Genomic DNA, 18,498 nt, shown 5'->3' with positions numbered 1-18,498 from the left:
GGCGCGACGTTGATGTTAGCGGGGAATATTCCCGGACAAACTCAAACTATCCCGATGGCAATTTATTTTGCTGTGGAAGCTGGGGATATGAGGCAAGCTGCTATTTGGGTTTTGATTATTCTGAGTCTTTCTTTGAGCGTGCTAACTGCTGTTAATTTTTGGACTGATTTACAAAAGATATCGCCCAAACAGAATTCGAGCCAAAGACTGCAATCAAATCTTCCTAAAGTCGCGTCTACTTTTACCACAAAATCCCAACAACAACCGGAAAGCGGACTTTGTTTAAGCATTTTTAAACCTCTCTCCAGCTTTGCCTTGGATGTCGGCTTCGATATCGGCCCGGAAGTGCTGGGAATTTTGGGCGCGTCGGGTTCCGGCAAAAGCATGACTCTGCGCTGCATCGCCGGTTTGGAAACTCCCAGGATCGGTACAATTGCAGTCAATGGCAGGGTTTTATTTGACTCAGCACAGGGCATTAATGTAGCTTCTAAAGACCGCCGCATCGGTTTTTTGTTTCAAAACTATGCTTTATTTCCTCACCTGACTGTTGCTCAAAATATTGCATTTGGCTTGCAGCATTTATCTGAAAGCGAGCAAAAACTTCGGGTAAAAGAACAGCTAATTTCGGTGCAAATGTCGGGACTGGAAAACCGCTACCCGCACGAACTTTCGGGCGGCCAACAGCAGCGGGTGGCTTTGGCTAGGGCGATCGCCCCTTCTCCCGATTTGCTGCTGTTAGACGAACCGTTTTCTGCTTTGGATACTCACTTACGCAGTCAACTGGAACGCGAGTTAATGCAGACTCTGGCTAATTATCGCGGCATTACTTTGTTTGTCAGCCACAATTTAGAGGAAGTTTACCGGGTGTGCAAAAATCTGTTGGTGTTGGCCGAGGGAAGACCGATCGCCTTTGATACAAAACAGAACATTTTCGATCGCCCTGGCAATTTCACTGTCGCCCAGTTGACGGGCTGCAAGAATTTCTCAGCAGCTAAACCTATCTCCGTAACTCTCGTGGAGGCGATCGACTGGGGCTGTACTCTGACTGTAGTCGAATTAATTCCCAAATCTCTAGTTTCTGTGGGAATTCGGGCTCATCAACTGAGTTTTGTTAGCGAGTGCGATCGAGAAAATACTTTTGCTTGTTGGATCGCCTCGACTGTGGAAACTCCGCACCGGGTGACATTATATCTCAAATTGCACTCGCCTCCCAATGATTCCCAAGATTATCACTTGCAAGCCGAAGTTTTCAAGGAAAAGTGGAGGGCTATTAAGGACAATCCTTTTCCCTGGTATGTTCATATCGAGCCAATTAAGTTAATATTAATGGAAGGCTGAGTTAACTAGCAATATACAGTTAACCGTCAACACTCAACAGTTAACCGTCAACACTCAACAGCTAAATACCTCTTAACCCAACATCAAATCATGACTCAGAAAGTTCAAAAAACCGACGCAGAATGGCAACAACAACTCACGCCCGAACAGTTTAAAGTCACCCGCAAAAAAGGAACGGAAAGAGCTTTTAGTGGCGAATATCACGACAACAAAAAACCAGGAACTTATAAGTGTATTTGCTGCGGCACTGAGCTATTTAAATCAGAAACAAAGTACGATTCCGGTACCGGTTGGCCGAGTTTCTACGCTCCCGTTAGCGAAGAAAATGTCAAGTGCGAGTCGGATAACACCTTGTTCATGCGCCGAACAGAGGTACTGTGCGCTGTTTGCGACGCTCATCTCGGTCACGTATTTAACGACGGGCCCAAACCTACTGGTCAACGTTACTGCATGAATTCTGCAGCTCTTAATTTCGTCCCCAAAGATTAAATTTAGTCTACCGTTCTCAGTCAAGTGTTCTGGAACAGGCTTTTGGGTCTGTTCTGGGTAATTGATGTTCAAAATGCACCCGTACTGCTATCTTATGGTGGAGGCAAAAAGAGTAAAAAAATAGTGGCGGCATGGGGATGGTTTATCAGCGAGTTTTGCTGAAGCTCAGCGGTGAAGCGCTGATGGGCAGCTTGGGCTACGGCATCGATCCGGTAGTCGTTCAGTCGATCGCCCAGGAAGTGGCCAAAGTCGTGTCCCAAGGCATTCAAATCGCGATTGTTGTCGGTGGCGGCAACATTTTTCGCGGGGTGAAAGCTGCTTCGGCAGGGATGGATCGGGCAACGGCTGATTATGTGGGCATGATTGCTACGGTGATGAATGCTATCACTTTGCAGGATGCCCTGGAACAAGCAGGAGTGCCAACGAGGGTGCAATCGGCGATCGCCATGCAAGAAGTAGCTGAACCCTACATCCGGCGGCGGGCAATTCGCCACCTCGAAAAAAAACGAGTAGTGATTTTTGGTGCCGGTTCTGGCAACCCTTTTTTTACTACTGATACTACAGCCGCTTTGCGGGCGGCTGAAATTGATGCAGAGGTGATTTTTAAAGCTACTAAGGTAGATGGGGTGTACGATTCCGACCCCCACCTCAACCCCAACGCGCGCAGGTATCAAACCCTCACCTATGCCCACGTCTTGAATCAAGATTTGCGGGTGATGGACAGTACGGCGATCGCCCTTTGCAAAGAAAATAATATTCCTATTATGGTATTTGACCTCTCGGTGTCGGGCAACATCTACCGAGCTGTAATGGGAGAATCTATTGGAACTCTTGTCGGAGGTTTTTGTGAAGTTAGCTGACGCAGAAGATCATATGCAAAAGGCAGTTGAGGCTACTCAACGGTCTTTTAATACTATTCGGACGGGACGGGCCAACGCCTCTCTCCTCGATCGAGTCATGGTAGACTACTACGGCTCTCCAACTCCGATCAAATCCCTTGCCAACATCGGCACCCCGGATGCGACTACGATTACCATTCAACCGTTCGATCGTACAGCGCTCAACTCGATCGAAAAAGCAATTTCCCTGTCCGATGTAGGACTCGTTCCCAACAACGACGGTTCAGTTATTCGCTTGAACATTCCGCCGCTGACGAGCGACAGACGCCAAGAATTTGTCAAGATGGCCGGGAAGTTTGCTGAAGAAGGTAAAGTTGCAATTCGCAATATCCGCCGCGATGCCGTTGACTCAATTCGCAAGCAGGAAAAAAGCAGCGATATCTCTAAAGATGAATCCCGGGACTTGCAAGATAAAATTCAAAAGCTGACGGACAAGTACATTGGCAAAATAGAAGAAGTTCTGGCAGCGAAAGAGAAAGATATCACGACTGTTTAGGGAATCGGAAATTTGGCAGGGGGAATAGGAATAGTTTTGAGTTTGCCGAGAACCGGCCGCGAACAACGAGCAGACGCTTAATGATTTGTGAGTTCTGAGTTAAAAACTCAAGATTTAACACTCATTAACTTACCAATTCCTCCTGTCCCATGACCAATCACCCATTACCAGCTACCCATTACCCAAAATGTTTGATTGCATTATTGTCGGTGCAGACCCGGCAGGAAGCACAGCAGCTTATCGCCTAGCAAAGCAGGGACGTTCTGTAGCAAAATTCTCTGCTGGCCGGAGACACAGCCACTCTCGCCGACCCCCTGTCCGGTGAGGTAATTTGTCCTGCCATTGTTAGCGGATTTAAGGCTGCTGAGGCGCTCGATCTAGCTCGGGCAGGTGCCGACAACGCTAAGGAGCCGTACACTCAATCGATCGCCCAAGAATGCAACACTGATATGGTTTGGGTCAGTCGCTTGGCCAGAGCCTTTTATCAGTTTACAGGAGCTGCTTATAGAGCGGGCGTCCAATTTCCGAGGCCTACTCAGTTGATGAGCAAAACTTTCTGTGGCGAACTGCTTGATGCCGCTCTCGCTAACCGCGCTTTTAAAAAGCTGATGCCGTGTTGGAAGGAAGAGGGAATAATAAATATTCTTACATCCCCATTGCTTGTTCTTGATTTCCAATTCTTAATCGTTAACTTAAAAATAGGCATTACGCACTATTCGTCAGAAAGCCAGTTGATTCCTAGATTTTTCGTTCCTTAACCCGATTTTTTCCAATAAACTCGCTTCAAAAGCGTAAATGCTATTTTAAATAAAGTCGATACGAGGATTTGTTAATACAAGCCCCGCGCTGCTTATAGAATCAATCTCAAATACTCTTGGAGGCAAAAAGTGGTTTTACACGTTACTAAGAGCGCGGTAAGGTGCTTGAGGCCGAGCTTAAATAATTACATTCTACTTACATCCTGTAAAATATAAAATCTCAAATCTAATGATAATTTATTTTTATAAAGTAGAGGAGCCTTACGGCTGCTTTTCTAATTTTTCACTACACGACATTTCTCTGCACGGTCAATATTGGTTGACTGTGGAACATTACTATCAAGCTCAAAAATTTGTCAGCACTGATAAAAGATTAGTGGCGGCGATTCAAGCCGTAGCAACTCCTCAAGAAGCCGCTAAATTAGGTCGCGATCCCAACCACCGGATTCGCGCTGATTGGGAAGCCGTGAAAATTCCCATTATGCGCGAAGCAGTTTTAACTAAGTTTCTCACTCATACAGACATTCAAGCGATTCTCCTCGCCACAGGGGATCGAGTGATTGTTGAGGATTCGCCAACGGATTACTACTGGGGGTGTGGCTGCGATCGAACCGGTCAAAATAATTTGGGTAAAATTCTGATGAGCGTGCGCCAAGAAATTAGTCAGCGCCTTGCGCGCTGATAGAGAGTCAAATTCTTTCGTTAATTATCATTATATGAAGTTATACAACAAATGTCAAGTTATCCTAACAATGAATAATTCTTATAGTGAGAGTTTAAGATTGCGAGAAATTTATAAGAGCCTTAAAATAATAATTATTATTTGCTTAACTCGCTCTGCCTGTTGAAGGCAAGGATTAAACCGGTGCGATCGCAGATTTTACTTACGCCAGTGCGCCAGAGGCGATACACCGTCGCCTCTCAACAGTGCGCTACCCATTAATTGTACAGATCGGTTGACTCAAAAACTCAGGGTGAGGCATTTGAGTTTGCTCGCGACCGCAGCACCTCAAAACTTCTTACGATCATTGTATTAAGTACAAAAGGAGATTTATGCAACTCAGAGAAAATACGCAAGAATTACATTATAAATTAGACAGAGAAGTTTTGATACGGCGAATAACAGAACGCATTCGCCAATCTCTAGAATTAGAAGATATTTTAACCAGTACGGTAGCAGAAGTGCGGTCTTTTTTGAAAACAGATCGCATTATGATTTATAGGTTTAGTGCCGACGGAAGTGGAGAAGTTGTCGCTGAGTCAATTAATAACAACCGTCTCCCTTCATTGAAAGGACTGCACTTTCCAGCAGACGACATTCCCGCGAACGCCAGGGAGATGTATGTCGCTTTGCGCCAGCGGACAATAATAGATGTTAACTCAGGAACGATCGTCACGAGTCCCCTAGATGCTGCAGAGACCGGTCAACCTTTAGTAAAGGAAGAGATGCACTACCGATCGCTCGATCCTTGCCACACAGCTTACCTGATGGCAATGGGAGTGCAATCTTCTTTAGTCGTGCCGATTTTGCACCGCAGGATCGCGTCGGAAAACAGCAAAACAGATATTTGCGAGGCGGCTACGTGTCTGACTCGATACGAACCAGGAAATAATCAAAAAATTCACATCGAACTGTGGGGACTTTTAGTGTCTCACCACTCTGCGACCCTCAATATTTCACCAGCAGATTTAGAAGTAGTTCAGCTCGTATCAGATCAATTGTCTAGCGCTATAGCCCACGCGCTCCTCCTGCAGCAAACCCGCTCTCAAGCCGCCCGCGAAGCTACCGTGAGCCGCATAGCAGGCCTGTTGTACGGTCACGTCAACATTCAACTGCAGCAAGGTTTAGAAGCCACCGTCACCGCTTTGGGTGGCAGCGGTGGCAGACTCTATCTCAACCTGCCGAAAATCAACGGTGAAAAGTTATCCGCTCCCCAGATTGAGGGAGGATTGCCAACTGCTCCCGCCCACAGTAATGCTACGTTTGAACTGTTCACCACAGGAGAACAACCGACACTTCCCAATTGGGAAAAAGTTAAGGCTATCGAAGCTCATCCCCTCTGGCAGGAATGGCTAACCAAAGGATTTAAAAATAGTGAAGAACTTCCCAAAATTTCAACTTTTACTAAGGGTCAATTCCCAGTTTTGATAATTATTGACTTATACAAAGAACCTCTATTTAGAGTTTTAATTCCCGCTTTCCAATCTACGAAAATTAGGGGTTTGCTGGTAATTCCCCTCCACTATCAACAACAAGTAGTCGGCTGTTTGACCATTTTTCGCAATGCAATAGATACCGAAAAGATGTGGGCGGGGCGGTTTGACAGCAGCGTGGCACAAACCCTTCCCAGACAATCCTTTGAACTCTGGCGAGAAATAAAAAAAGGTCAGTCGCCCGAGTGGAAGTACGAGGAAATTGAGCAAGCTTTAGCTATAGGCAGCCAATTTTGTTCGGCAATTGGGCAGTACGTTCTTTATAAAGAAGTGCAAACCCTGAATGCCAACTTGGAGCGCCAAGTTCAAGAACGCACCGCTCAATTGCAACAATCCTTGGACTTTGCCAAAGTATTGACGCGAGTTAGAGACCAGATTCGCAGCACCTTAGATTTAAAAATCATACTGCAAACTATTGTGCGAGAAGTCAGAGTTTTGTTGGATACCGATCGCACGGTAATCTACCAATTTGCAGCAGATAAACAGGGCGAGGTAGTTGTCGAAGCTGTTTGCGGCCAGTGGCGGTCGATTTTAGGTATCACATCTCCACAAGAATGCTTTCCCGAAGGCTCAGACTGCTTTTATGGAGCCGGACGGGTGCGAGCAATTAATGATATTTATACTGAGGATTTAACACCCTGTCACCGCGAATTTTTGGAAGAGTTGCAGGTGAGAGGAAGTTTAATTGTGCCGATGAGAGGCAAAGATTCCCAATTGTGGGGGTTGTTGATTGCCCATCAGTGTTCGGGGCCGAGAGTTTGGCAAACAGCAGAACAGGAATTGGTGCAACATTTAGCTGCTCAAGCTGCGATAGCCATTCACCAAGCAGAACTTTATCAAGAAAGTCTCAATGCAGCAACTGCCGATCGATTAAAAGCCGAACAGCTAGCTAAAACAGTCACAGAACTGCACAATACCCAAGCCCAACTGATTCAAACCGAAAAAATGTCCAGTCTCGGACAACTTCTGGCCGGAGTCGCCCACGAAATCAATAACCCCGTTAACTTTATCTACGGCAATCTGTCCCACGCCAGCGAATACACCAAAGATTTGCTCTGCTTGGTGGAACTCTACCGCCAGCACTACCCCAATCCCAACCCAGAAATTAGCGAGTGCTCCGAAGCAATCGACATCGAATTTCTTGCCGAAGATTTGCCAAAAATTTTGGGTTCCATGACAGTCGGAGTTGAGCGAATCCGCCAGTTAGTTGTATCTTTGCGTAATTTTTCCAGGACGGATCAAGCCGAGAAAAAAGCCGTTGACATTCACGAGGGCATCGACAGTACCCTGTTGATTTTGCAGCACCGGATCAAAGCCAATTCCGATCGCAACACCGTAGAAATTATTAAAGAATACGCCAATTTACCCTTAATAGAATGCTATGCCAGCTCGCTCAATCAAGTATTTATGAATCTGATCGGTAATGCCCTTGACGCCCTAGAAATGGGAAAAAAAGATCTAGGGATGAATCTTCCCTTGAAAGCGGCAAGTGCAGCGGCAACACATTTAAGCTCACAAATACTGCCTATCGAGTCAGGAGATATAAATGCGACCACCGAGTGTTTGATTCCTGATTTTCCATCCCCTTGCATCCGGATTCGCACTGAATTAATCAATGAAAAAACGGTAGGAATTTGCATTGCCGACAATGGTCACGGCATCCCACAAGAGTTAATCTCTCACATATTTAATCCGTTTTTTACTACTAAACCCGTAGGTCGGGGCACGGGTTTAGGACTGTCTATCAGTTACCAAATTGTAGTTGAGAAACACCAAGGCGTACTAAAGTGTGTTTCTGTACCCGGTCATGGTACAGAGTTCTGGATCGAGATTCCCCTGAATTAGGTAGAACAACCTAAAAAACTCACCACCCAGAGTCCCGACTTCTTTAATAAGTCGGGACTATAACATCGGGCATCAAGAAATTATTTTCTCTTCATCGCAGAGAGAGATAATTCGATTCACAAAAGCTTTTAGCTCTGGACAAGCTTGAATCGCAATCATCAGATCGTTGTTTTTCAAAATAGCCATTCCATCAATCACTTTGTTATAGTCTTTTCCGCGTTTTCCAGAGCTAAAAATCTCCTTAATCCAATAGTAAGGTGGCTTTTGATGATTCACTGTTTCAGGCGAACCGCTAGGAGCAGAAAGGTTGTGTTTCGCTAGCTTCTGGATAGTTGTCCAGTAGGGAAGAAGCCATGCTTCAAAATCATGTGATGCTGTGTGAGGATAGAATTTTGGGTTTTTACCTACCCATGTCCTCATTTTCTCTTTAGCATCATTGGCGTCTTTAAAGTCCGGTTTTCCGGTATAAACGTCTGTAAGTGCAATTACAGCATCATAGCCATCATTATCGAGGAGAGTTTCAACTATTTTCTTGAGTTTCCCTTCCTTGGGAATTCCACCATGTTGTGGTTTAAAGTCTAGTCTGGGCATTTTTTGCTCTAAACGACTTTGCAGAAACTCATGAAGCTTCTTTCTAAATGCCATTTCAGTAGCACCTTCAACCAAAATAGCAATTCTCATGGACGGCCACCCATCACATTCATTTCCCAAACCTGGTCAAGACTGTAATCTTCTAACCATTTATCCAGGTTAAAAGTGTCACCCCACCTCATTTTTGCTTCCCCTTCTTCCAAATCGCAGACCAAAATCTCGCTTGGATCGAGAAATCTGATGAGTCTATCTGAGTGTGTGGCAACTATCAGTTGAGTGTGTTTTGAAGCTTCTCTCATTAGATAAACTAAGTGTCTTAAGAGTTCCGGGTGTAGGCTAACTTCGGGTTCATCTAGCAACGTAATAGTTGTTAAAGTTTGACTTTGCATGAGCGCAACTAACCAGAGGAAGCGCAGCGTTCCTTCTGATAGCTCATGGACATAGAAAGGCTGAGGAAAATTCGTATCTGTCCAAGTCATAGACATAGTTCCTGCGGCAACCGGAGGAAAGTTTAATCGCTCGAAATCTGGAAAGGCAGCAGAAATGATATTTTCAACCATTTCAAAACTGTCTCGATCGGTTTCCCGAAGGTCATAAAGACAGGAAACCAGGTTTTCACCGCTTGCTCCAGGCAACTTTGCAGGGCGCATTGCTTGAGGTAGACGAATTGGACTTTTCTCTGAAACATCGAGTGCTCCATAATATGTGCAAGAAGCAAGGCTCTTTCTCAGGTTCTCTGGTTCGCGATACATTTTAGGAACTTGAGAAAGGGATGTTTCAAGAGGATTGTGATCCCAACTCGGTCTCACAAATCCTCTGCTTTCTTCTTGAGAATATTTAATATCCAAACCTTGTGATTCAATATACTTGAATGGTTCAGCTCTGTGGGGATTTCTCTGCTGTGTTAAAGATTCGTCTCTAACTTCATAAGATAAACCTTTAGGTGACAATGTTAAGCTGTACTTCAAAGGTTGTTCCTTTGGCACTTGCATTGAAATTTCAATTTCAAGTTCTTGTACTTTACCTCTGGTCAAAATTTCATTTAAGCCACCTTTAAGTTGCAATAAATTCTGTAAATTTCCACTTGCTGAAGCGGCTAGTATTGAAAGAACATCTAAAAAAGAAGTTTTTCCGGCTCCGTTTGCACCAATCATGACGATGAGATTTCTCATCTCAAGCTCAATATTTTGAAGACGCCGAAAACCCCTTACTGATATATTTTCAAATCTATTCATATTCTGTCCTTAAATAGTGAAACTAGCCTAGACACATATATTGAGACTAGGCTAAGTATATCTGCCTTAGATACTTTAGAGGTTTAGTAAAGCCAGATGGGTGTATGAAACGGTCTGCATCCCTTGGGTTGACGCAGCATGAAAAGTCGTTGGAGCAGACCGATGTCGTTCACAAGCCTTTAAGGCAAGATTAGCTTCACCAGCACAGAACCGATCGAGCCGAGAAGACTCATAAAGTTGCCACCGCCGCCCGTGCGGGGTTCCGTAGGCTTTTGACGCGCAACAATGGCTTCGGCTAACTGCTTTGACAAATCCTGACCTTGGGGATTTCCTTGAGCTGCAAAGAGTTTGTTTGCTCGATCGGCGTCTTGAGTCGCGCCGGTGAAGTCTCCCAAGTCAGCGCGAGACATACTGCGCGCAAAATAAACGGCTGCTAAATCCGATTTCAGATTCAGCGCTTGATTGTAATAATCAATGGCGTTTCTGTAGTTTCCTGCTTGAGCTTCCAGCACTCCCAAGCGGTAGAAGTCTTCAGCGGTGCCTATATTGGTTGGCATTCCTCTAACTCCGAGCAGTTGCGCGTTATTTAAATTGGCGCCTTGCAAATTGGCGTCGCTGAGATAGGCACTTCTCAAGTCAGCACCGCTGAGGTTAGCTCCGCTGAGGTTTGCCCCTGTCAGGTTGACGCCAAACAGGCTGGTGCCGCTGAGGTTCGCACCGCTGAGGTCAGCCCCGGTCAGGTTGGCTCGGCTGAGGTTAGCCAACCTCAAGTCAGCACCTTTGAGATTGGCTCCTGTTAAATTGGCTAAAACCAAGCCTGCACTGCTGAGTTCGCAGTTGGGGCACTGTCGGGTGGCGAGTAATTGTTGCGTGTGTTGGATGTTCTCGGCGGGTGCAGGAGCGATCGGGGCGATCGAGCTCAGCAGCGTTACAGCAGCGAGGATTCTGAGTTTCATTTTAACCGTCCAAAATCCAAAATATTAAATCTAAAATAGCTTTTCTCGAAGCAATTGAAAATCACCATAACACAAGTTCACCCAACAAATCTTTTGACTCGCCCTATCTAGGAGTTCTGTACGCCATCAGCACCCTACATTGAAGTTCTCGGCCTTACCTGAGTGTCAAATAAACACTTCGCTGCCAATAAATTAGGGTAATGAAAACTTCATTACCCTTTAGCCGCTGTTCTCGGCAACCATAAAAATTAACAAATAAATTAGTCGTGAATCGTGCCGTCGGGCATCGTTGTACCCTTAAGATATACTCCGCTCAGGTTAACTTTTGTAAGGTTTGCTCCCAACAGGTTTGCTCCGCTTAAGTCTGACGCACTTAAAATCGCTTCAGTCAAGTCTGCCCTAATTAAACTCGCCCCCATTAAGTCGGCTCCGCTAAGGTCTACTTTGCTCAAGTTTGCGCCAATTAAATCGCATTCTGTGAGCACCGCCCTACGCAAGTTTACCCCGTAAAGATTTACTCCGTGCAAGTCTGCACGGCTAAGTGTGGCGCGAGATATGTTGGCTCCAATTAAAGTTGCTTGGATCAGGGAAGCTCCGCTCAAGTCTGCTTTGCTGAGGTTTGCTCCCATCAACTCAGCTCGATTCAGGTTAGCTTCAACTAAAAGTGCTTCTGTGAGGTCCGCTCCACCTAAGTCTGCTCTTCTCAAATTAATTTTGCACAAATTGGCTTTGCCAAAGTTGACTCTGTTGAGTTTCGCTTTGCTGAGATTGGCTCCAATCAGGTCGGCTTCATACAGATTGGCTCCAATCAATTCTGCTTCGTAGAGGTAGACCTCGTGCAGGTAGACCCCGCTAAAATTTCTTTCTCCTATTGCGTATAGCTTGAGCAGTTCGTCAACGTTCATTGTGGCTTCTCTACACCTTTTAAATGAAGAATACTGTCAGCAAGCTGGTTGCACCGGATGTTCTGCAATTTTAGATTCTGAAATATTCACACCCAGCCTGAAACTTCCCTCAATATGCAAGGTTTGAGTACAAATTAGATGGTTTGGTGAGGTGAAGCACAAAGCTGCATTATTTTTCCCATTTGGAAAAAAATAATATTTAAAAATTTTAACAGCAAGTTTGAGCGCACTTCGTAACTAAATCCCCAAGATTCTACGTGGAAACTCCGCTCAAACCCATAACTTTTTGTGGGTAGTTGAGCTTACTGAGTAGCAATGTGACCAAGATCACAAGGCACTGTTAGTACGATCACATAGAAACCACCCTTTCGATCACAGCAGGCGGGCAAAAATAGCCGATACTTATACTGTAATGCTGAGAAATTGACAATGCCACTCTCGTCGTGTTTTACTCAATTGGCGATAAAGCCAGTAGTTTCACAGATACTTGCCCGCCGCAAGAAAGTCGGTGGCAACGTCACTCGGCGCTACCCGCTCTGACCGATGAGAGTGCTGATATCTAAGGATTTTTCGCAAAGCGAATGCCAAAAATGCACTTCGGGGAATAGGGGAATGTCTGTATAAAAATGCGATCGCTGGTGTACAGACATTCGCTTGTTTGCTAGCACCTAATGACTAAAAATCGCTCATACGTTCGCAAAAAATACCAATAAATACCAGGAAAACCATGATAGATGTTTAACAATAAGAGAATAAATGGTATTCCTTAAGAGTCACCTACTGCCGCTAATGTTGTCGATCGGTTAACGGCTATCAGTATTAGCAATGACGCTTGTCCATCAAATACAAAACTGACCCAGAAACCGGGTTTTTTACAAAAAAAATCGTTGCAACCTTGCTCCAGGTTAAAATAATCCGGTTTCTGAGCGTCCCAGTGCCTCCAGGAAGGAAAAAGTTTAATGAGAACGATCACTTTTGTATTGCTTCAGGGCAAACAAAAGGTCAGCATTTAGGATAGGAGCAGCTTTTGCTCCCTTGTCAAAAAAATGTATTGTAGAACGCGAATCGTGAGGTAATTGATATGGCTGGAGTATGTAAACTTAGCATCACAGAGACAAGTGAAGAGCTAAAAAACCTGTTAACTGAACAAAAAACGGCAAGCGGCTTTCAAAAAATTCAAGCACTTTACCTGTTCAAAATTTGTCATGTTAAAACAGTTAAAGAATTGGCAATGACAATCGGGGTCAATCGAATTACAGTGCAGCGGTGGCTGAGAAAGTACCGCTCTGACGGACTCGAAGGACTGCTCGAAACAAAGCACAGCGGCGGCCGCAAGCCGGCCATTCCTCCTCTGGCCCGCGCTAGTTTGGCAATGCGCCTAAGCGATCCCCAGAAAGGCTTTAAAAGCTATGGAGAAATTCAAGAATGGTTGCAGCAGGAATACAGCATTGAAGCTTCTTATAAAGCGGTTTATGCAACAGTCAGATACCACCTCAAAGCCAAGCTGACGAAAGTCTAGACAGTTCATAACACGTCGGATTAATCACCGCTCATCTAATGGTTTGCAATCAGCCTTTGAAGATTTGGAGGACTTGCGCAGTCACGACCAACCAGACTCATTCTTTTTTAACAAAACTCGCTCTCATAAACTGCAGAGCATCTAAATTATGTGTTGTGGCAATGAGGATGAGGGGGAGAAAATTTGATTTTTTTCCCACGTTTTTGAAAGATGCTTAGCTTAAAAAAGGAGGCATAAATCATAGCTTGCAACTTTTGTCTAATTTGCAGGTTTTGTTATATGGATGTAAAAATTGGCAGAGGCTAAGGTAAAAACCGATCCAAAGCCGCTTTCAACTCTTCGATTTCCGTATCGATATTGCCTTCTTTAGCAGCTCTGGCAATGCACTCAGTTAAATGTTCGTCAAGAATGATTCTCGCCACGCGATCGAGCGCGCCTCGAACCGCAGCAACTTGCACGAGAACTTCTGGACAGGGACGGTTTTCTTGTACCATTGTTTTAATGCCGCGGACGTGTCCCTCAATCCGAGACAAGCGATTTACCAGCCGCCGCATCGATTCTTCATCGTGATGGTGAGGGTGGGCTGATTTATCGTCGTGATGGTGGTGGGAATTTGAGGGCAAGGATTTGTCAGTAGAAGTATCAGATAGAATCATTGGGGTTACGAAGGAAATTTAAAAGTTAGAATTCAGAATATGTTGAGTTGGTGCGGGCTGGTGACTCATGTATTGTAACTGTCAAAATATATTTAGGATCTTCATAGTGGCAGATTATTGAGTCCACACGATCGCACACGTTTACCAGACTAACCCAGACTAACAAAGATTGACGCTATGCGACTATTTAAGTTTTTTCGCCCCGCACCTCGAACTGGTGCTCGTTGGTTCGCACTAATTTTAGGAATGACGATCGCCCTGAGTGCTTTAACAATCAATGCTGCACCCGCTGCCGCCGTTGATGGCAGCAATCCGCCCAACTTACAGTTCCAGAATTCCACAGCCACCGCTGCGAATCCGCAACTGTTAGCGCTGCGGAGTCCTGAACTCCCAGGGGATACCGGCAGTTTTGTGACGGCGGCTGTCGATCGAGTTGGGCCGGCAGTTGTCCGCATTGATACCGAGCGCACTGTCAGTCGCAACCTTGACCCCTTAATGGAAGACCCCTTCTTCCGTAGATTTTTGGGAGAAGATTTACGCAGCATGACCCCCAGACAAGAACACTTACGCGGTCAAGGTTCCGGCTTCATCATTGACAAAAGCGGGATTGTTTTAACCAACGCTCACGTAGTTGACAAAGCCGATCGAGTGACTGTCACCTTAAACGACGGCAGGACATTTCCAGGAGAAGTGCAAGGTACTGACGAAGTAACAGATTTGGCTGTTGTCAAAATTAATACTAAGCAATTAGACTTGCCGACTGCCACCTTGGGAGATTCCGACGCGGTGAAAGTGGGAGATTGGGCGATCGCCGTGGGGAACCCCCTGGGATTTGACAACACCGTCACCTTGGGCATTATCAGCACCCTCAAACGCTCCAGTGCAGCCGTCGGCATTCCCGACAAGCGGCTCGATTTCATTCAAACCGACGCCGCCATCAATCCCGGCAATTCCGGCGGCCCGCTGTTAAACAGCAGAGGAGAAGTGATTGGCATCAACACGGCGATTCGAGCTGATGCAATGGGTATAGGCTTTGCGATTCCGATCGACAAAGCTAAGGCCATCTACGCGCAGTTAGCCAAGGGAGAACAAGTCAGCCATCCGTTTTTGGGAATTCAGATGATTGCTTTGACTCCTGAAATGGCCAGAGAGAATAATTCTGACCCCAATGCTCCTTTGATTGTCCCGGAAGTTAAGGGAGTGTTAGTAATGCGAGTTGTGCCCAACACCCCTGCTGAGAAAGCAGGCCTTCGCAAAGGCGATGTGATAGTTCAAATTGACGGTGAGGGAGTGACTGAGGCCGAACAGTTGCAAAGTTTGGTGGACAACAGCAAAATCGGTCAAATTCTGAAACTGAAAGTGCGCCGCGGTTCCCAGATTAAAGAAGTAGCCGTTCAAACTGCTCAACTTATGGATTTTTAAAAGTGAAGGGGAAGGGGGGAAAGTGTTAAAAACCACATAAAGTTTGTAGTGAGGATTTTAGTCAAATCTTAATATTTTTAGGTAAGCTTTTGTGCAATTAAATTGTATGTTGAGTGCGGGCTCTCCTGCCCACCTCACAAGAGTAAAAAACTCTTTTACCATGCAATTTAAAGCACAGCTTAATAGCGACTAAAATCCTCACTACAAACCAGTTTTATTAGTGGTGATTTATATGACACGTGTTCAACTTGCCTATCCCAAAATTCCCGATAGTAAAAATTGCCCTAATGAACAATGTATAGCTTTTGAGAAATACGATGGCAATAATTTGCATTGGGTTTGGGAAGTTGAACTTGGTTGGTATGCTTTTGGTACGCGCCGCAATAGATTTGATTTGGATGAGATGGGAATTGCAGAATTTAATGCTGCACATCCAGGTTTAGAAGCAGCACCTGAAATATTTAAAAGAGACTTTGCTAGTCCCTTAGAGTCTATATTTCGAGAGAACGAACAGTATCACTGCGCTGAAATTACTGTGTTTACAGAGTTTTTTGGTGCTAACTCGTTTGCCGGAATGCACCAAAAGGACGATCGCAAACAACTGGTGATTTTTGATGTGGAAACCGAGGGCGGTATGGTTGTTCCCGATCGGTTTATTCAAGATTTTGGTAAATTAAATATTGCGCGAGTGATTTATCGCGGCAAACTGACGGGGAAGTTTATGGATGATATTCGCCAGGGGAAATACGGTGTGGATGAAGGTGTTGTGTGCAAGGGAGGCAGCAATGGTAATAATCTGTGGATGGTGAAGATTAAGACTGATGCATATATGCAGAGATTGCAGGAAGCTTTTAAGGATGATTGGGAAAAATACTGGGAGTAATATCAAACTTATAGATCAACTGTCACAAGCCAAAGTGGAAGATATCGGCAATCCCCTTGGGTTGACAATACCGTTGCGTAAGTCATGAGGAATTAAAGTATATTGGTCATATCAATAGACAGCCAATAAAAAACTAAAGGAAAATTTAGTTATGACATCTGTGCAGCTTGAAAAAAAAGCCATGACTGAAGAAGATGTGGCAAAGTTATGGGAAGCCTTCAAAGTATTTGACGCGGACGGGAGCGGTGCTATTTCATCAGAAGAACTGGGTCAAGTGATGCGATCGCTAGGCCAGAGTCCTAACGAAACCGAGCTGCGCGACATGATCAAAGAAGTGGACGTAGACTTGTCGGGCAGTATCGATTTTGATGAATTCAAAATGCTGATGGTGTCCCAGCAGGGCGATCGCCAGAGTCGTCTCAAAATGGCATTTAGTGTATTTGATGAAAACGGTAGCGGTCAAATCACCAGAGACGAGCTGCACGGCGTGATGAGCCAGTTTGGGCTGACAGAGCAAGAGCTCGATGAGATCATCAAAGAGGTAGACCATGACGGCGATGCCTCAATTGACTTTAAGGAATTCTGCAAACTCGTACCCGATGAGTCAGAGATCACAACAGGATATCAAGACTCGCCGGTTCCGGTTGTCAGTACACAAACCACCGAGATTTCAGACAGTACAGCCGCTGCGATCGCAACTACAGCAACTGCGATCGATGAGGCAGCTTCTGCCACTATTGAACCTAATCTACAAGAAGCACCCACTGATAGCAATCCAGAAATAGCGCGCCTAAAAGAACTACTCGCCCAACACCCACAAGCTGAGAAGAAGCGCGGTACCTCCCGCTTGCAGATGCAGATTGGTTTGTTTCGTCTGATCCAGGGAGCAGCCTACCGCTGCTTCCGCGAGAGCTTTTCCGCCAACCACGAGACTCACCTGCGCGTGAGAAACTTGCCCTACAGAATCGCTGATTTTGTGCAATTTGTCAGATGTGCGATCGGGCTTTATAAAGGATTGGGTGTAGTAGAGTCGGCGTGCAACCCTGTACTTGATGCAGTAGTTAAATCGATCGAAGATGAATATGCCAGACTGCAAGATCGCATCAAAAACTGGAAGACTATAGAAAAAACTCCAGAAATGTTGGCAGAACAAAAAGCCATGTTGGAGGCGCGGGGTAAGTCTGCAACTGCCAAGGAAAAGTTTGCCGCGGGAGTCGAGTTTGCCATCACCCTCAAGAAGAAAAGTATCAACTTGCGTGACATCGCCGAGGGTGTGCTTGCCATCAACGAACTCAACCGATTGAGAAAAATGGAGCTGAGTGAGGAAATGGCACCGCCACCAGCCAAATCTGAGGGAGATCCAAAAGAGTACCTGAAGAAGTGGAACCGCGTCATCCTCTCGGATGCCTCAGAGGAAATCGATGGTGCGATGATGCCAGTCGCCTATTGGTATGAAGACTTCATGCCGAAGCTGCTAGCTGTTTTCAGCGTCAGCACAGCAGCAGACATCCCCTTCAATACGGTGCCTGACGAAGCGGCTTTAAACCAGTGGTACGAAGCTACCAAGGCGTCAGGGGAATTTGGGCGCTATGGGGCGGATGTTGCAGAAGGCTTTCCCAAATGCGCTCCAAAACAGAAGTTGATGCTTCAACAGGCATGGCGCTTGACGCACAACTACCTGAATGGGGTACAGAAACGGCGCGAACGCTTGGAGTTTGGGCGCGAGTCTGGCGAACTCTCGCAATACGTATCGTTCATCGACGTGTATATCGATCGCAGTGAAGTAAAGAATTCACAAATGCGCGTCAGCTTCCCTTACTATATTGGCCCTGCGGTGTGGCGTTTCTTCCACACTACGGCTGAAATCGTCTCTACCAAGACCCCCCAACAGCAAAAAACTCTGGTGGCAATCTTCAAGGACTTCTTTAAGCTGTTTGCCACTATGTATCCCTGCCCCTACTGCCGCCACCACCTCAACGCCTATGTCGTGCAGAATAAAGAGGTGGAAATGTACCCTGTGGAGTACCTCGTGCTTGGGCGCGACCCGCGTCTGAATGACTTTGAGGTATCAATGGAGGCGAAGCTGTCCACCGTAGTAGATGGCGCTTCCCTGCGCTTATTCTTCTGGAAGCTGCACAATACTGTCTCCTCATCAATTGCGCGATCGGAGGAGTGGTATCACAAGGATGAGAAAGCATTCTACACCACTCGTTATTGGCCCAGCATTGACTCTGAGCTAGCACGAGCCAAAGCCCTCAAACACATTAGCATTGCCACCGATCGGATGTACCG

Annotated in this window: 17 protein-coding genes; 11 read left to right on the top strand and 6 right to left on the bottom strand. The window is 45.7% G+C overall.

What is annotated here, in order from left to right; all coding sequences use genetic code 11:
* The 7 genes from QUA45_RS23390 to QUA45_RS23365 all read left to right on the top strand — a co-directional run.
* Nucleotides 1–1,338: ATP-binding cassette domain-containing protein (locus tag QUA45_RS23390; RefSeq protein ID WP_333222246.1), on the top strand; the 1,338-nt coding region annotated here is incomplete at its 5' end.
* 90 nt (nucleotides 1,339–1,428) lie between these two features.
* A complete protein-coding gene (gene msrB, locus QUA45_RS23385; protein WP_333222245.1) occupies nucleotides 1,429–1,827 on the top strand; it encodes a peptide-methionine (R)-S-oxide reductase MsrB in 399 nt (132 codons plus the stop codon).
* A gap of 131 nt (nucleotides 1,828–1,958) precedes the next feature.
* Nucleotides 1,959–2,687 (top strand): UMP kinase, encoded by a 729-nt coding sequence (gene pyrH, locus QUA45_RS23380; RefSeq protein ID WP_071884014.1) that lies wholly within the window; start codon nucleotides 1,959–1,961, stop codon nucleotides 2,685–2,687.
* Nucleotides 2,674–3,222, top strand: coding sequence for a ribosome recycling factor (gene frr / locus QUA45_RS23375; RefSeq protein WP_333034638.1), 549 nt, complete (start codon nucleotides 2,674–2,676; stop codon nucleotides 3,220–3,222). Before pyrH ends, frr begins: the two co-directional genes overlap by 14 nt.
* A gap of 187 nt (nucleotides 3,223–3,409) precedes the next feature.
* Nucleotides 3,410–3,547 carry an NAD(P)-binding protein gene (locus QUA45_RS29265; RefSeq protein WP_445304977.1) on the top strand — a complete coding sequence of 46 codons (138 nt, stop codon included), beginning with the start codon at nucleotides 3,410–3,412 and terminating at the stop codon, nucleotides 3,545–3,547.
* Between the two features lie 662 nt (nucleotides 3,548–4,209).
* Nucleotides 4,210–4,662 (top strand): NADAR family protein, encoded by a 453-nt coding sequence (locus QUA45_RS23370; RefSeq protein WP_333076366.1) that lies wholly within the window; start codon nucleotides 4,210–4,212, stop codon nucleotides 4,660–4,662.
* 371 nt (nucleotides 4,663–5,033) lie between these two features.
* Nucleotides 5,034–8,039 carry a GAF domain-containing protein gene (locus QUA45_RS23365; protein WP_333222244.1) on the top strand — a complete coding sequence of 1,002 codons (3,006 nt, stop codon included), beginning with the start codon at nucleotides 5,034–5,036 and terminating at the stop codon, nucleotides 8,037–8,039.
* 72 nt (nucleotides 8,040–8,111) lie between these two features.
* Here QUA45_RS23365 and QUA45_RS23360 read toward each other — a convergent pair whose 3' ends face one another.
* The 5 genes from QUA45_RS23360 to QUA45_RS23340 form a co-directional block, all read right to left on the bottom strand.
* On the bottom strand, nucleotides 8,112–8,720 hold the full coding sequence (locus QUA45_RS23360; protein WP_333099789.1) for a DUF4276 family protein: 609 nt from the start codon (nucleotides 8,718–8,720) through the stop codon (nucleotides 8,112–8,114).
* Nucleotides 8,717–9,865: an AAA family ATPase gene (locus QUA45_RS23355; protein ID WP_333222243.1), complete on the bottom strand. Its 1,149-nt coding sequence runs from the start codon at nucleotides 9,863–9,865 to the stop codon at nucleotides 8,717–8,719. Before QUA45_RS23355 ends, QUA45_RS23360 begins: the two co-directional genes overlap by 4 nt.
* Before the next feature lie 179 nt (nucleotides 9,866–10,044).
* Nucleotides 10,045–10,821, bottom strand: coding sequence for a pentapeptide repeat-containing protein (locus QUA45_RS23350; RefSeq protein WP_333099791.1), 777 nt, complete (start codon nucleotides 10,819–10,821; stop codon nucleotides 10,045–10,047).
* Between the two features lie 260 nt (nucleotides 10,822–11,081).
* Nucleotides 11,082–11,726 (bottom strand): pentapeptide repeat-containing protein, encoded by a 645-nt coding sequence (locus tag QUA45_RS23345; RefSeq protein WP_190734746.1) that lies wholly within the window; start codon nucleotides 11,724–11,726, stop codon nucleotides 11,082–11,084.
* A gap of 527 nt (nucleotides 11,727–12,253) precedes the next feature.
* Nucleotides 12,254–12,376, bottom strand: coding sequence for a hypothetical protein (locus tag QUA45_RS23340; protein WP_333099792.1), 123 nt, complete (start codon nucleotides 12,374–12,376; stop codon nucleotides 12,254–12,256).
* A 431-nt stretch (nucleotides 12,377–12,807) separates the two neighbouring features.
* Between QUA45_RS23340 and QUA45_RS23335 the strand changes: the two genes are divergently transcribed.
* Nucleotides 12,808–13,245, top strand: a complete 438-nt coding sequence (locus tag QUA45_RS23335) for a helix-turn-helix domain-containing protein (protein ID WP_333056815.1) — start codon at nucleotides 12,808–12,810, stop codon at nucleotides 13,243–13,245.
* A 302-nt stretch (nucleotides 13,246–13,547) separates the two neighbouring features.
* Here QUA45_RS23335 and QUA45_RS23330 read toward each other — a convergent pair whose 3' ends face one another.
* A complete protein-coding gene (locus QUA45_RS23330; RefSeq protein WP_242723064.1) occupies nucleotides 13,548–13,901 on the bottom strand; it encodes a metal-sensing transcriptional repressor in 354 nt (117 codons plus the stop codon).
* Between the two features lie 177 nt (nucleotides 13,902–14,078).
* Between QUA45_RS23330 and QUA45_RS23325 the strand changes: the two genes are divergently transcribed.
* The 3 genes from QUA45_RS23325 to QUA45_RS23315 all read left to right on the top strand — a co-directional run.
* Nucleotides 14,079–15,323 carry an HhoA/HhoB/HtrA family serine endopeptidase gene (locus tag QUA45_RS23325; RefSeq protein WP_333222242.1) on the top strand — a complete coding sequence of 415 codons (1,245 nt, stop codon included), beginning with the start codon at nucleotides 14,079–14,081 and terminating at the stop codon, nucleotides 15,321–15,323.
* 232 nt (nucleotides 15,324–15,555) lie between these two features.
* Nucleotides 15,556–16,206: an RNA ligase family protein gene (locus QUA45_RS23320; RefSeq protein WP_333222241.1), complete on the top strand. Its 651-nt coding sequence runs from the start codon at nucleotides 15,556–15,558 to the stop codon at nucleotides 16,204–16,206.
* Nucleotides 16,207–16,357: 151 nt separating this feature from the next.
* Nucleotides 16,358–18,498, top strand: a 2,141-nt coding sequence (locus tag QUA45_RS23315) for an EF-hand domain-containing protein (protein ID WP_333222240.1), incomplete at its 3' end; no start/stop codon positions are given.

This window comes from Microcoleus sp. Pol12A5 (genome assembly GCF_036701435.1).
Taxonomy (GTDB): Bacteria; Cyanobacteriota; Cyanobacteriia; order Cyanobacteriales; family Microcoleaceae; genus Microcoleus.
Note: the sequence above shows the minus strand (reverse complement) of the source record. Positions and strands in the feature narration are given on the sequence as shown.

Bases quoted from the DNA above. Each gene is read 5' to 3' on its own strand.
- QUA45_RS23350 (WP_333099791.1), bottom strand. From the start codon at position 10,821: ATGAAACTCAGAATCCTCGCTGCTGTAACGCTGCTGAGCTCGATCGCC.
- QUA45_RS23370 (WP_333076366.1), top strand. From the start codon at position 4,210: ATGATAATTTATTTTTATAAAGTAGAGGAGCCTTACGGCTGCTTTTCT.
- QUA45_RS23320 (WP_333222241.1), top strand. From the start codon at position 15,556: ATGACACGTGTTCAACTTGCCTATCCCAAAATTCCCGATAGTAAAAAT.
- msrB (WP_333222245.1), top strand. From the start codon at position 1,429: ATGACTCAGAAAGTTCAAAAAACCGACGCAGAATGGCAACAACAACTC.
- pyrH (WP_071884014.1), top strand. From the start codon at position 1,959: ATGGGGATGGTTTATCAGCGAGTTTTGCTGAAGCTCAGCGGTGAAGCG.
- QUA45_RS23335 (WP_333056815.1), top strand. From the start codon at position 12,808: ATGGCTGGAGTATGTAAACTTAGCATCACAGAGACAAGTGAAGAGCTA.
- QUA45_RS23340 (WP_333099792.1), bottom strand. From the start codon at position 12,376: ATGTCTGTACACCAGCGATCGCATTTTTATACAGACATTCCCCTATTC.
- QUA45_RS29265 (WP_445304977.1), top strand. From the start codon at position 3,410: ATGTTTGATTGCATTATTGTCGGTGCAGACCCGGCAGGAAGCACAGCA.
- QUA45_RS23345 (WP_190734746.1), bottom strand. From the start codon at position 11,726: ATGAACGTTGACGAACTGCTCAAGCTATACGCAATAGGAGAAAGAAAT.
- QUA45_RS23365 (WP_333222244.1), top strand. From the start codon at position 5,034: ATGCAACTCAGAGAAAATACGCAAGAATTACATTATAAATTAGACAGA.
- QUA45_RS23325 (WP_333222242.1), top strand. From the start codon at position 14,079: ATGCGACTATTTAAGTTTTTTCGCCCCGCACCTCGAACTGGTGCTCGT.
- QUA45_RS23360 (WP_333099789.1), bottom strand. From the start codon at position 8,720: ATGAGAATTGCTATTTTGGTTGAAGGTGCTACTGAAATGGCATTTAGA.
- QUA45_RS23330 (WP_242723064.1), bottom strand. From the start codon at position 13,901: ATGATTCTATCTGATACTTCTACTGACAAATCCTTGCCCTCAAATTCC.
- QUA45_RS23355 (WP_333222243.1), bottom strand. From the start codon at position 9,865: ATGAATAGATTTGAAAATATATCAGTAAGGGGTTTTCGGCGTCTTCAA.